The sequence below is a fragment of the Candidatus Nitrosotenuis uzonensis genome (genome assembly GCF_000723185.1).
GTDB lineage: Archaea > Thermoproteota > Nitrososphaeria > Nitrososphaerales > Nitrosopumilaceae > Nitrosotenuis > Nitrosotenuis uzonensis.
On sequence record NZ_CBTY010000009.1, the window covers coordinates 317,729 to 330,420 of the forward strand.

At 40.3% G+C, this 12,692-nt stretch carries 21 protein-coding genes; 8 read left to right on the forward strand and 13 right to left on the reverse strand.

All coding sequences use genetic code 11. The features are described from left to right. Positions 1–6: 6 nt before the first annotated feature. Both pyrE and NITUZ_RS07075 read left to right on the forward strand, forming a co-directional pair. A complete protein-coding gene (gene pyrE, locus NITUZ_RS07070; RefSeq protein WP_048196594.1) occupies positions 7–615 on the forward strand; it encodes an orotate phosphoribosyltransferase in 609 nt (202 codons plus the stop codon). Positions 616–824: 209 nt separating this feature from the next. Further along, positions 825–1,322 carry a universal stress protein gene (locus tag NITUZ_RS07075; RefSeq protein WP_048196595.1) on the forward strand — a complete coding sequence of 166 codons (498 nt, stop codon included), beginning with the start codon at positions 825–827 and terminating at the stop codon, positions 1,320–1,322. A 2-nt stretch (positions 1,323–1,324) separates the two neighbouring features. Here NITUZ_RS07075 and NITUZ_RS07080 read toward each other — a convergent pair whose 3' ends face one another. Continuing rightward, a complete protein-coding gene (locus NITUZ_RS07080; RefSeq protein WP_048196596.1) occupies positions 1,325–2,185 on the reverse strand; it encodes a class I SAM-dependent methyltransferase in 861 nt (286 codons plus the stop codon). A gap of 51 nt (positions 2,186–2,236) precedes the next feature. Here NITUZ_RS07080 and NITUZ_RS07085 point away from each other — a divergent pair, with 51 nt between their 5' ends. Next, positions 2,237–2,563 (forward strand): hypothetical protein, encoded by a 327-nt coding sequence (locus tag NITUZ_RS07085; protein WP_244443838.1) that lies wholly within the window; start codon positions 2,237–2,239, stop codon positions 2,561–2,563. On the opposite strand, the gene NITUZ_RS07090 is transcribed toward NITUZ_RS07085, so the two are convergent. Continuing rightward, a complete protein-coding gene (locus NITUZ_RS07090; RefSeq protein WP_244443839.1) occupies positions 2,564–3,592 on the reverse strand; it encodes a dienelactone hydrolase family protein in 1,029 nt (342 codons plus the stop codon). It lies immediately after the preceding gene. A gap of 94 nt (positions 3,593–3,686) precedes the next feature. Here NITUZ_RS07090 and NITUZ_RS07095 point away from each other — a divergent pair, with 94 nt between their 5' ends. The 3 genes from NITUZ_RS07095 (at position 3,687) to NITUZ_RS09855 (ending at position 4,514) form a co-directional block, all read left to right on the forward strand. After that, on the forward strand, positions 3,687–3,884 hold the full coding sequence (locus tag NITUZ_RS07095) for a hypothetical protein (protein ID WP_048196597.1): 198 nt from the start codon (positions 3,687–3,689) through the stop codon (positions 3,882–3,884). A 205-nt stretch (positions 3,885–4,089) separates the two neighbouring features. Continuing rightward, complete coding sequence (locus tag NITUZ_RS07100) at positions 4,090–4,302, forward strand: type II toxin-antitoxin system HicB family antitoxin (protein ID WP_048197014.1); 213 nt, start codon at positions 4,090–4,092, stop codon at positions 4,300–4,302. Beyond that, positions 4,299–4,514, forward strand: coding sequence for a type II toxin-antitoxin system HicA family toxin (locus NITUZ_RS09855; RefSeq protein WP_081844898.1), 216 nt, complete (start codon positions 4,299–4,301; stop codon positions 4,512–4,514). Before NITUZ_RS07100 ends, NITUZ_RS09855 begins: the two co-directional genes overlap by 4 nt. Before the next feature lie 71 nt (positions 4,515–4,585). On the opposite strand, the gene NITUZ_RS07105 is transcribed toward NITUZ_RS09855, so the two are convergent. From NITUZ_RS07105 to NITUZ_RS07120, 6 genes are all read right to left on the reverse strand, one after another. After that, on the reverse strand, positions 4,586–4,873 hold the full coding sequence (locus NITUZ_RS07105; RefSeq protein WP_048196598.1) for a hypothetical protein: 288 nt from the start codon (positions 4,871–4,873) through the stop codon (positions 4,586–4,588). Positions 4,874–4,876: 3 nt separating this feature from the next. Beyond that, positions 4,877–5,020, reverse strand: a complete 144-nt coding sequence (locus NITUZ_RS10035) for a hypothetical protein (RefSeq protein WP_155991464.1) — start codon at positions 5,018–5,020, stop codon at positions 4,877–4,879. Between the two features lie 177 nt (positions 5,021–5,197). Continuing rightward, complete coding sequence (locus NITUZ_RS07110) at positions 5,198–5,629, reverse strand: HEPN domain-containing protein (protein ID WP_081844899.1); 432 nt, start codon at positions 5,627–5,629, stop codon at positions 5,198–5,200. Next, on the reverse strand, positions 5,592–6,626 hold the full coding sequence (locus NITUZ_RS07115) for a nucleotidyltransferase domain-containing protein (protein WP_048196600.1): 1,035 nt from the start codon (positions 6,624–6,626) through the stop codon (positions 5,592–5,594). Before NITUZ_RS07115 ends, NITUZ_RS07110 begins: the two co-directional genes overlap by 38 nt. Positions 6,627–6,663: 37 nt before the next feature. Beyond that, a complete protein-coding gene (locus NITUZ_RS10040; protein WP_155991467.1) occupies positions 6,664–6,816 on the reverse strand; it encodes a hypothetical protein in 153 nt (50 codons plus the stop codon). Positions 6,817–6,887: 71 nt separating this feature from the next. Continuing rightward, complete coding sequence (locus NITUZ_RS07120) at positions 6,888–7,163, reverse strand: hypothetical protein (protein WP_048196601.1); 276 nt, start codon at positions 7,161–7,163, stop codon at positions 6,888–6,890. Between the two features lie 62 nt (positions 7,164–7,225). On the opposite strand from NITUZ_RS07120, the gene NITUZ_RS07125 reads away from it, so the two are divergent. Then, a complete protein-coding gene (locus NITUZ_RS07125) occupies positions 7,226–7,564 on the forward strand; it encodes a winged helix-turn-helix domain-containing protein (protein ID WP_048196602.1) in 339 nt (112 codons plus the stop codon). Between the two features lie 85 nt (positions 7,565–7,649). Here NITUZ_RS07125 and NITUZ_RS07130 read toward each other — a convergent pair whose 3' ends face one another. From NITUZ_RS07130 to NITUZ_RS07150, 4 genes are all read right to left on the reverse strand, one after another. After that, positions 7,650–8,609: a hypothetical protein gene (locus tag NITUZ_RS07130; RefSeq protein WP_048196603.1), complete on the reverse strand. Its 960-nt coding sequence runs from the start codon at positions 8,607–8,609 to the stop codon at positions 7,650–7,652. Next, positions 8,606–9,022 (reverse strand): hypothetical protein, encoded by a 417-nt coding sequence (locus NITUZ_RS09725; protein ID WP_155991470.1) that lies wholly within the window; start codon positions 9,020–9,022, stop codon positions 8,606–8,608. Before NITUZ_RS09725 ends, NITUZ_RS07130 begins: the two co-directional genes overlap by 4 nt. A 542-nt stretch (positions 9,023–9,564) precedes the next feature. Then, positions 9,565–10,482, reverse strand: coding sequence for a hypothetical protein (locus NITUZ_RS07145; RefSeq protein ID WP_155991473.1), 918 nt, complete (start codon positions 10,480–10,482; stop codon positions 9,565–9,567). 154 nt (positions 10,483–10,636) lie between these two features. Continuing rightward, positions 10,637–11,017: a hypothetical protein gene (locus tag NITUZ_RS07150; RefSeq protein ID WP_048196606.1), complete on the reverse strand. Its 381-nt coding sequence runs from the start codon at positions 11,015–11,017 to the stop codon at positions 10,637–10,639. A 240-nt stretch (positions 11,018–11,257) separates the two neighbouring features. Here NITUZ_RS07150 and NITUZ_RS07155 point away from each other — a divergent pair, with 240 nt between their 5' ends. Then, positions 11,258–12,007 (forward strand): hypothetical protein, encoded by a 750-nt coding sequence (locus NITUZ_RS07155; protein ID WP_048196607.1) that lies wholly within the window; start codon positions 11,258–11,260, stop codon positions 12,005–12,007. Between the two features lie 93 nt (positions 12,008–12,100). On the opposite strand, the gene NITUZ_RS09730 is transcribed toward NITUZ_RS07155, so the two are convergent. Further along, positions 12,101–12,658, reverse strand: a complete 558-nt coding sequence (locus NITUZ_RS09730) for an ArsR/SmtB family transcription factor (RefSeq protein WP_052370125.1) — start codon at positions 12,656–12,658, stop codon at positions 12,101–12,103. Between the last annotated feature and the right edge of the window lie 34 nt (positions 12,659–12,692).

The following is a 12,692-nucleotide window of genomic DNA, read 5'->3' on the forward strand; positions in this document are numbered from 1 at the left end:
TTTGGTGTGGAGTTTGTAAAAGAATTTGCAACGTTTTTGCATCAGAGTGGAATCATCAGGTTCGGCGATTTTACGCTCGCAAGCGGAAAGAAGAGCTCCTACTATGTAGACCTAAGGATAGTTCCAAGCTACCCACACCAGTTCCGGCGCATGATAAAGTACCTACAGAACCTCATATCAGAGCAGATAGGTTTTGACAGTTTTGATGCAGTTGCCTCCGTTCCAACCGGCGGCCTAGTAATCGCATCAGCACTTGCACTTGAGACCGTAAAACCCCTAGTATACGTCAGAAGCGAGGCAAAATCTCATGGAACTGGCAAGCTGATAGAAGGAATAGTTGAGGATGGAATGAAGATTCTTCTAGTAGACGATGTTGCAACCACTGGAGGCTCGATCATAAACGGGATAAAGGCACTAAAGGAGGCAGGTGCCAAGATCTCAGATTGTTATGTGATAGTGAACAGAATGGAAGGCGCGCATCAGGCACTGCAAATGGAAGGTGTCACCCTACACCAAGTCTTGGACATTTCAGAAATAGCAGAGATTTTGCACCAAGCAAGAATGATAAGCGAGCAGACGCTAAAGAAAGTGCATGCCCAGACATCCAGTCAGTAATGATTCGTTTTTGGTATACGAAAGTCGGTTTAAAATAATGGCAGCTCAGACAAATGCCTTCACATCATTGCTTCAGATATAACTCTGATTCTTCATTGCAGCCAATACATGCTTGGTATGCGCATATTAAATTGATTTGAGGCTGTGCAAAGTAGACTTTTCAGTACGCACAAACTTGTCTATTTTATCTTGAGAATGTCATAAAACGCATGGAAGTGCGGCCCCAGATAGTCTGCAGTGACCTTGAGCACTGCAATGCAGTAGGAACATCACTTGTCAAAAACATATTGGTACCTTTTGATAACTCTAAACACGCAGTACGCGCATTCGGGCACGCATTAGATCTGGCAAAAAAATACGGCGCATCAGTAATTGCCGTAGCAGTAACTGATGAAGACCAGGACTCGGAGTGGATAAACGACACTCCCAGTAGGCAGAAAGCAATGAGCAAAAGCAGAAACTCGGAGCTCAAGCAGATCTTCAAAGATATGGACGCAGTTGCAGCAAAGTTTGGAATTCATTTTGATTCGGTGATTCTAGAATCCACCAAGATAGCAGAGTCGATAATCTCCTTTGCAAGCATCAGAAGGGTCGATTACATCGTCATGGGAACCCATGGTAAGGGCATGCCAAAAGAAATGATGCTCGGTAGAGTTTCAACGAGCGTTGCATTAAACGCGCATTGTCCTGTTGTCTTGATAAAATGAAACTATTTTTTGCATGCTATTAACATGTAGTCTATTATTTTCTTCTTTGAGACGTTCTTCATTTTTTGAAGTGAGTTGTAAAGAATTCTTTCAACGTAGAACGGATACTGCTCGGCAATCTTTGATTTTAGATGCTTGCGGTTTTTCACATAATATTCGGTGAGTGGCTCGTAGACGCTTGAGCCGACTTTCTCTGACGAGATGATCTCAAATCCTTGCTGCCGGATTACAGATTCGACAAAAGCTGCTTCATAATGCTCTGATGACCAGGTCATCGCAAGAACCCCAAGATCCACCACGGAGGTGGGCTTTTGGACTACAGGTATTGCCATGGCAAGAATGCCTCCTTTTTTTAGTATCCTGTACGATTCTGAGATGAAATTCTCAAGCGGTTTGAAGTGTTGTGCTGATTCCAATGCCACTACCCTATCAACGGATTGGTCGCAAAATGGTAGTATGCGAGCAGTTGCGTTTACACGCATGTTTTTTGCACGCTGCGTGCGGTTTTGCTTTGCGTTACGCAGATGTTCAAAGTTGATATCAACACATGTTACCTCCAGCGGATCGTACTGTTCATGCCAGATTGATGCAGGAGTTGTAAACCCGCTTCCAACATCAATTATTCTTTGCCCACATTCCAGCTTAGCCATTCTTGCAAATACGGTACACATGTTTTTCTGCGCGGAGAGGGGGGAATCATAATTCTCGTTCCAGAATCCAAAGTTTAGCATGTCACCACCAGTTGAGATCTTCATTATGCCAGAGAGTGAATCGTACATGTTCACCACGTCCTTTTCGTTGCGCCTAATAGTCCACAAAAACAGGTCTACAAGTGATATCTTTTTCAATTCTACTGATGGCATCTTTGCCGGGTAAATAGGTAAGCATGAGCCCGACGCAGATTATAACTGGGATTGGAAAAGACTCCAATAATGAATCCACTGTTCCAGCTTAGCACAAGAAAATATGACGAAGAAATCGGAGTTATTAGAAAGGCAATGGCTGAGCTTGAGAAAAAGTGCGATGTGAAGGACGGATACAAGATAGGCGAACCGTTCTCAAAAGCAGGATGGACTTTTTTTAATGTGCAGATAAGCACCGAGATGGAGTCAGTAATAGAGATGTCTGGAATGCTTGAGGGCGCCCTAGGATATAGAATAGGCGAGCAGCTGAAGAATTTTTTGGGGCATTTTCTAGAATCTCATGGAAGTAATGTCAGGATTGCAAAAATAGACTACTAGTCACTGCTTTAGTGTGCTCTCAAAGAATGTAAGTGTCTTTTCCCAAGCATCCTTGGTTTCCTCTGGTGCGTACCTTGCTCCCGATGGATTTGCAAAGGCGTGATTGACATCAGGGTATATGTGGATCTCGTTTGGAATTCCAAGCTCATCAAGGGCCTTCTCAAACTCGTTAACAGATTCCACAGTTATTCCTGTATCAAGGCCCGCAAATATTCCAAGCACCGGCCAGTTTATTGAGGATAGTTGGTCCTTGTCCGATATGACTCGGCCATAGTAGATTACAGTCGCATCCATCTGCTCATTTAATGCAAGGACAAGAGACTGGCCGCCTCCAAAGCACCAGCCTATAGAGCCAACCTTTTGTGCCCCATAGTTTGTCTTCAGGTATTCTACTGCACCCCTCATGTTCTTGATTCCTTGTTCCTGATCGTATGCAGACATTAGCTGCCTTGCCTCATCCGAGGTTGCGGCCGCCTCTTCTACGCCGTAAAGATCCACTGCAAGTGCCAAGTATCCGTGGGATGCAAGCTGTTCTGCCATCTCTTTCATGTTTTCGTTAAGACCCCAGAACTCATGAATCAGTATTATTGCAGGAAATGACTGCTGATCTTCCGTATCTGGCATTGCAAGGTATCCAGTATAGTTTTCAAAATAGGTCACATCTAGAGTCTTTACTGCAAACGAGCTCTTGCTCTCTTTGAGAAGATCAGAGTTGTTGTCCTCGTTTTTGTAGTCAGGCAGCACATGGATACCCCATCCTCGCTCAAGTAGTATTGTTGCCGTAGAGTGCTTTACGCACGCAGGCATCCCGTTTGTCTTTTTCATAATGAGCTCAAGGTCTTCAGAGCACTTGATTGTGGTTAGAGGAACCTTGTCTGCAAATTGCGAGTGCGGTGATTTGTATGCAATATCAATGTGATTATGGACATGTGAGCGGTCTTCAAGCTGGACCGCGCTTACTGGAATGAATAACAGTGATAGAAGTAAGGTAGCTGCAAGGTTCATTGCAAAAAATTGCTTCCTCCTCATGTTATGTAGTAGATACGATATCTGAATTAAGTATTATCAGTAACATTGTTACCAAGTATTTAATAGCGATTTTTTCCCATCTATGCTGAGAACGATGGTAACACCTAAGAAAATCCACATGCTGGCAGTTATTGCCATGGTGGCCATGTTTGCAGTTGTGATATCCCCCATTGCCACAGCATTTGCAGAGTCCACCGACGGCGCAAACCTTGAGAACCATCCTGAGAAGACTTACGAAGGTAAAGAAGGCAAGTCTTGTCCTGGGAAGAACAAGGACAACATGAATGCCTAAAAGACGCAAAATCACTTCATTTTTTTAACCTTATTTATTCAATAGAATTTCAAATTATCGAAATGATTGATGATATGAAGATCTGCGTCAGTACGTAATAGATGAAAACTGACAGAAACAGGCAGAGAGTCATCGGTGGGCTGACAATACCACTTTCCAATTTTTTCTTACCTAATTTTATATAGCAAACATGATAAATTACTTCATGGTAGAAGAGCGAAAATTCACCGTTCGAGCTACAAAGGATCCAACTGGAGGATATTCTGGAAGATGTCTTGAGCTTCCTGCAGCGATTAGTGAAGGTGAAACCATGGAAGAATTGCTCGCAAATATGAAGGAAGTGATACAGCTTGTCTTAGAATCAATTGAAAAAGATTGTCCGCCAGATGAGAAGATAGTTGTAACCATTCCAACATGAGTTTAAGAAATCACAACTGGCGCGAAATTCTGAAAGTTTTGTCAAAATATGGTTATGTTTTAGATAGACAACGCGGAAGCCATATGATTCTTAAAAATTCCTCCGGAAATATTGTTCCTTTGCCAAGGCACGACCCAATAAAACCGAGTACGTTGAGGTCAATATTAGACCAAGCCGGAATTTCTCAAGAACAGTTTCTCAAAGAGATTTAATTCATTAGAAACTGCAGAAAGCGAATTGGGACGCTTAGAGTATCCCTTCATTATTTTTTGAACTCAAGAATTTAGAGCCTGTTATCTCTTCCATAGAGATTTTTGTGATCGTCAAGATCAACTAGCCACACAATATTCTGTTTATAATCAACATAATAGATCAATGTATGGGATTTTGTCATGTGTCTTCCAGTACAATTTTTGTAGGTTCCGTGCTTTGGCTCTCCTAGTGTGGCCGGATCATCGACATCTTTGAGCTCTTCTACGAAATTTGTAAAATTCTTAATTAGTGGTTGATTTGATCTGAACTTCTTTAGTTTCTTGTCTATAGTATCATCGAATGGTCGAATTCGCCACAAAGATTATTCATCTAAAACTTTGTTGACATGTTTTAGATATTCATCTGGTGTGTAAGTTTTACCTTTTGCTTTACCGGATTCAATCAGTTTAATCTTTTTTTCAATTTCTGGATTTAGTTTTTCTTGTTCTTTGTGCACTTTTTGCATATGTTAGAATTAGTTGATTTTCTATATAAACACAAGTATGGAATGAGCGGAGAATTTACCAAAGAAAAATCCGTGGGCCCAAAGGGTTTCACTAGACTCAGCTCATCGAAGCCCTACCAAAAACAGGCAGAAAGCCTTGGTGTATTGTAAGCCCACCAACCTAATTTTTTATTTTGACTAAATCTTCATGATCTCTTTTGCTTTGTTCACAAATGCTTCTGCTTTTTCTACCATCTTGGCTGCTTTGTCAGAAGTTATGATATCCACTTTGTCATACATGAATTCGTGTCGAAGCTTCCTACCTCTAACAAAATATCCCAAAACATCTTCTGGGAATTTTGCTGAAAATACTGCGATTGTATAATTCACCACTGCAATATGATGGTCATGACCCTTTGGCCTGTATCCCTTGTAAAACATCAGAGCCCTTCCTGCGTGCAGCATTGCGTTGTAGGCAGCTGCATGAGCCCATTCCCATTCATCTATTCCAAGCATGTTCTTTGCAGAGGCTAGATTTTTGCCTGCGCCTTCCATTTCGTTTCCGACCTGATCCTTATCAGATTCGAATTTTTCAACCAGATCTTGCTTTAACAAGTCGCTTAAATTCATGCTCGTCACCAATTATCATCATTATCGGAGTCTTTGATATCTCTTTTATGAGAGGTATGTTCTTCCTTGCCTTTTCCATTAGATCCTCTTCCTTCCACAATACGAAATTAATCTCACGTCCGGATATCCTTTCTGTTTTCGATACAGATTTCATAAGAGAGTCCTCATCGATATCACCCACAACCAATAGATCTATGTCGCTTGTGGCCGATTCCGTTCCTTTGGCAAACGAGCCGTAGATGAGCGCATATTTGATGTCCTTGTTGGACAGTCCTTTCATTATCACTTCGTCCAGCATTTCAAATTTCAAAAATATTCTTTTCATCTCCTCAAAAATCACGCTTTTATCATTGATCTTGTAGAATACCAACGGCCCCTGGCTTTTTCTTGAAACCAGTCCTATGTTTTGCAGTTGAGGCATTTCCTTGGCTATGGTTGATGGGGCAAGCCCGGTTCTTCTTGCTATGTCATTCATATGAAACTCGCTAGTTGCATTGAGAAACAACAGCTTTAAAATGAGTACCTGTGATCTAGACCTGAACAAGTGTTCTAAAGAGCTCTTGATGGAAACAGATTTCTGCTTGGTCTTCTTTTCTCCAAAAACAAGTTTTTTGACGGATGGTAAGGCGTCGCTTCTTGTTGGACCGACCATCTCTTTGACAGAATCACTGACTAGCAGCAATCCTATTCCCAGATTTTCACAAGAGTTCACAATGGAGTTATCGCTCCTGTCCTTTGGTATGGCAAGATATGAAAAATTTACCGTATTCCTTTGGTGCAATGCCTGCTCTATTCCGCGGCGTATGTCGCCAGAGCCGCCCTTTACTTCGACTACCGCTATCTCACCGTTCTTTGTGGCAACTATGTCTGGTATTCTGCCTCTCATTTTTACCTCAAACTGTACCTTCCAGCTTTTCTTCTCTAGGTATTCGACTACCTTGTTTACAATGATATTTTCTGTCTGTATTAAACTGGTGTTTCTATTTGATGAATGCATATTCACTAAATAGAAATAGTATTTCTTCTATAAATAGTTAGTATGTGTGGGTCTCTGTAAAAACCTCGATGGTTCCCAAATAGTTGCAGTTCTTACACCTGTAGAAGATGGTTCCATTTGAATGACTGACAAATTTTTCCGGCTCTGCCATTTTGCAGTGTGGTCTTCGCAGATCATGTCCAGTATCCATATTTTCATTATACAAAATTCGTTTAAAAATATCCAAAATATCATCAGGACAGAGATTCAATGAACAAGTAGTCACTCCACCAAATATTTCTCAATGAATTCAATTATCTCGCGCTTTGCTCTTGGATTTAGCGATGCTGTTGTGTTTCTCTTCCACAAAATCAGATATCCGTCCTTTGCCAGCTCATCAACCTTCTTTCTAACATTCTTGCCGTTGTTTTGGACTACCTGCCCAAGCCACTTTGCCATTGTATCAATAGGAAAATAATGCTCGCCCCATCTTCCCTTTCTCATGATGAAGTTGAGTATCAGTGCCTTGAGTTCTTGATCCGGGTATTCACGTTTCATAAGTACACTTATCATACCTTTGGAAGTCTAAACTTATATACTTTTAAACATCAAGTAATACTATGACAATGGAAAATCAGTCTCTTCTAATGAGAGTTCTAGGCTACTCGCCAAAGATGAAGATTCTGGATTACCTACTAGACTTTCCAACAAATGATTTCACAAAGAAAGAGATCATAGACGCGCTAGGTATGAGCAAGCAGACTTTCTACAAGTATTTTGATGATTTAGAAGGCGTTGGAATCGTAAAAGTAAACAGGGCCATAGGAAAAGCAAAACTCTACAAGGTCAACTATGAGAATCCCGTGGTCACGGACCTAGTGAATATGGAAAAGAAACTTTCCTTACAGATTGCAGATGAGGAAGAGTCGAAATTAAAGAAACCCATTCCTGCAAAATAATTTGAATATTGATATCAATAATCAAAAGAAAACGACAAACTAAAACAGACAGAAAGTGAATTGGGACGCTTACAGTATCCCTTCATTATTTTTTCTCCCACCATTTTGCATTTTCAGATATTGCACATAGAGGCGAAAGTTCTTTCGCTAATCCATAATCCTTGACTTGATCATTTACTATTGCCCCTTCAAAATAGTTAATTGTGTTATATCCCCCTAATTCGCCACAGTATCCAATCGCAGACGGATCGGTGTAGTTTATGTTAAATTTACCAATCATAAATTTTGGAGTCCTATTGATGTTTTCGTTTACCAAATAATCTATCAGCGTATTTGCAACTTTTTCTTCCTCTTCTAGGCTGAAATATGACAATCTATCCAATGTCAATGCAGTCAGATCCACCTGTACATCACAAAAACAAGACCCTGTGTTTACTTTACATGGGTTTGGATTCTCAGAAAAAATGTTCATCTTTTGCGGCCTTGAAATCGAGTCTATTGCAAACCAGTGAGTCACAGAATTGACATCTATTACAGCGCCACACCGTTGATCTCCATTAAGCAGAGGCCCACTAGCTACAATTATTTTGTCTGGAATGTATTCAATTTGGTTTTGAGTCAACAGTCTGGAAATAGTTTCTTTGTCGGGTGTCGAAAAACAGTCTTCCTGTTGCAGATATCTGTTAATGTCTTCGAATGGTATTTTTGTCGTCCCCAAAGCCTCGTTCTTGCATATCAATTCTATTCTATACGGGCCGTTTCTTCCCTCATGGATTATCATCGTTATTGAACTTCCGTCCACGGCAGAGGCGGTTAATTCTATTCTGGCAGAAGATGCGCCGTCAATGACAAGTCCATGCACTGGGCCATACTTTTGCTGGAACAATTCTTGCGCCAGATCATAATCGCTTTTGCTACATTGTAAAAATCCTGTAACTGTACCACCTTGTACTTGACAATTTTGCATATCCTGATATACAAAAACCAGTGCTGTAAACGAGATTCCTATTACGGCAATGATTGAAACTAAGAGTACAGTTTTCATTTTCGTTTTTTAATTATGAATACTCCTACGATTATTGACGCCAAAATTATTCCGATTATTATGATAAACAGCAATACTTGTTGGAACTGTGCATAGTACCTGAAATCATCCTCAAAGAAAGGACGGTCATATTCTGAAGGAAAAGATATCTCTCCTATAGAGTGATAATAAGAAAACACGTTGTGATTTGCAATGTTGTCGTTCATCCAGTCAGCTAATGTACCATTATTTTTTGCATCAAACATTTCCAGCTTTTTTTGTTCCATCCACTCTGAACCTTTGTGATCATAGTATGATTCCCAAGCTGTTCTGTATTCTTCGCGGTTTACGGGTAAAACATCAAAACATGGAGCCTCCTGCCAATCCGTATTTTGAGCACATGATGCAGAAACATAAGTAAGAGATGCAGACATCCCAAAAATGATTGAACAAAACAAGATTACGAATTTGTTCATGATAATAATTAGCATTATTTTCCTTAAATCTTGCTCATCTTTCATCAATTAGATAATTTTGAAAAAAGGCTTCGATCCTCTCAGAGTTGTGAAACCGAAGGTGGGCCCAAAGGGATGCGCTTGCACATAGGGATCGAAGTCCTTACATCAAAAACGGCAGAAAGCCACTGGTGGGCTTAAAATACACCTACAACAACTTTTTCTTTAAGAATTGTTTTTTCCCAATTTGTATTATAGCACCAATCATTCCCCAAAACAAAAGACCAGACACCAGTCTTAGAATTATAATTTCATGGGAACTGATAAAGTAATTTGTTTCGTTGGCTTGATGCAATAAAATTGGAGATATAACGAATCGTTCCACAGGAAAATTTAGAACATAATAAAAAATATGCTCTCCTGATTGTCCAATTATGGAGATATTTGCAATCGCAACCAAAGTACCATAAATTAAAAAAACAATTAGTATTCGCATTACCAAAAAAAATAGAGATGGTTATTTATGTCAGCTCGATAAGACTAGCTGTTCCATCATTGTATTCGCCTTGCCAATAACCTGAATTGCCTTGATTGTATGTCCCTATACTACCTACACCAGTCTGACCATCCAAATCATCAGTAAGATCAGACTCTGCAGTTTCCCAAGAGTCAATTTGATGGCATAAACATCCCCAGTTCCACGTCTCTTGATGAGCAGTTCCTACAGACCAATCATCATAAACACCATGTGTGTCAAAATCACCGCCAAACAAACGTATGTGTTCTCTTTGACCAACTATGTTTCCCGTGTATTGTTGATGATCACTTTCCACCCAATCCAAAGTGCCTCCATGGGGCACGTTATTGATTAGGACGTATTGTTGTGGCGATACGCTATCACCGCCCCAATTATTGGTTGCATATGTGTCAATAACGGTATCGGTTTGAGATGTGGTTGCATCCTCATAAAATACCATATTTACTGGATCTAATGCATTGCCCATCGGGGAATCATATGATTCATCCCCAAATAGAATAGAGTGCTCACCTATTCTGACCATATTTACAGTCATAACATTGGGTCTGTTCTCAACGGTTGTCTTGAGTTTTGCTTTTAATTCTTCAACTTTGTCAGAACCGGCATCTCCAAAATTAGTCTCTAACCAATCATAGTAGTTTTGATTGGCTTCCACCAATTCTTCAAATGTTGGAAGTTCATTGGCTTCTATGGTCACTTTTAGTCGCTGAACCTTTGTATCACCAGAATAGTATACATCGGTTACCTCGCTGGAAATGATATTAACGGTGTATTTTTTGGGCTTGTCATTTTCTACGGCTTCAATTTGTTCTACAGTTACTACTGCAAAAGTTGTTAACAACGCAGCAGCAATAATGGATGTCAAGGTTATTGAAGTTATTTTTCTGTTATTTTTTGTCATTACCATTTCCATAACTGGAAATCATAAAACAATTTAGTCAATCCAGATTGAAGAAATTTTTAAGTATTACAAGAAAACCTGTTCGTAAAAATACAGTTTTTGGACACAATTGTAGACGTTTTCAGATAATTTTGTAAGATGTAAAATATTTCAATCAATTATTTCCAAAACAATTCTGTTCTTTCAAATATACTAGCACATCATCTGTTATTCTGTATTGGCTCTCTATTCCGTCTGGAGTACAGAAGGCAATGGTAGAAAGGGGCATGCCGTATATGTAGTTGATCCTAAGCATTATCCAGTTACCCTCTTCGTTTGTTGCCTGAAATCCTACCTGATAGGTGTACACCCCATCTGGAAATACAATGACATTGTGATGTCCATACCGCTGATAGAATGCCGCTACTTCTGGTATCTTTTTGAGCTCCTCAATATGGTCTGCAGGAGAGTCATAGAATGGCTTTATCTTGACAAGCAATGCAAGAATCACCACAGCTGCGATTCCCACTATAATCATTTTGTGCATGGTTTTCATTTTCTAAACAAGTGCTTGTCAACTATTATAGTTAATGGGTGGGAGTGAGATATTCTTGTCAAGTCTTGAGCAAAGCATATTGTAACGATCATTATCATTTTGTTATCAGGTTTTGTTTTACATTCTTTTGTCTTCCATTTCTGCAAAATTGGTATGACATTATCAGAGTACGCATATAAGAATTAGCTCAATTTGGATTGAAGATTTTCTTATTAGAGAAATGTTCTATGTCTAGTCTTAATGATCACAAAGAAACTAAAAGCAGCTCTTTTTGCGTTGCTTGTTGTGGCAGTTGCAGTTCCCGCTGCATCAGTTGGATTTGCAAACGAAGCATATTCTGCCAAGCAAGTCGACAGAGCGCTAAAGGAGTTACAGCCCTTTGTTAAGATGGACGACAGTAAAATAGGAATAATGGACATCGAATCTGCCAAGAAAAATGGCGTAAGCGATGAGTCCATACAGATCGCAAGCGAGTTCCTAAAGGCTCAGAACAACATGATTCAGCGCATACACGACAACCCGAACCAGAGAATGTATTTGGCAGAGGAGGAGTATGCAAAGTTCAGCGACTATAGCAGGTCCATTGAGGAGGGCAAGACAAGAGGCGACAGTCCTGCCAAAATACTTGGCGTTCAGTTTGCTAGCGCCGAGGACGTTTGTGGAGGATCTGGAGAAAACCCCCATCCCCAGCCCGACACGACAACATCTGGCCCTTGGTCAACTGAGACTGCTGCAATAAACGCGTTGCCTGGTGGGTACTATCTGGTGCCGTACTATGCATCATACAACTATGGTGCAGACTATCACGATCCCCGAACTCTCTACAGCTGCACCACAGATTCATTCCGATACCAGTCAATCATATACGAGAGTGGCGGAGACTGGTATCACAGCGAGCATCATTCCCCAGGTGAGCCCAATCCAGAGGTTCTGGCATACACATGGCCTGTCTGGTGGTGGGGCGGATACGTCGCAGACTGGCACCTCTAGAAATACCCCTCTCTTTCTTTTTTTTATTTAATATGTGCCAATCCAACACTGCTTTCATCCACAGATGGTAGTGATAGTTTGTATGCTAAATGGCTAATGCTTTTTATTCAGAATAGCCTGAACTATGTGGTGGAGTACAAAGCCAGTTACTAATATGACCAGCGGTATTGTTAGCGATGTTATTTCTGACGTTGTTCCGTCTGGCCGTCTTATGCTGAAAAACTGATAATAAACAACGGCAAATGTAAAAAACGCACCTAGTACGCTGTACCTTATTCCTCTTTTGAAGATTCTCTTTAGGACGCCATTATCCTCAATGTTTTCTTTTGTTTCATTTAGCAGTAAGAAGAGTGTTGAATTGACGCGGAAATGTCTGTGTTTGATTCCTTTTTTTATAATTTCCTTGTTGGTAGTTTGCAGCAGTCCCAACTCGTTTAGTTTTTTTAGATGATGAATTACTAGACTTATCCGCATGTCAAGCTTATTAGCAATTTCATTTGTGTACATTTCCTTGTCTATTAACAACTTAATAATGTCTCTACTGGACTTGTTGCTCAGTAACTCTCCCAGCGCCTTTAATTTTTCATCGTCTGAAGAAAACACCTGTATATTGTCAAAGATTTCGGCATCTCCTTCCCTAGTTTCCTCCACTATTTTTTTAGCAAGTTCCTAGGTTAATAAAATT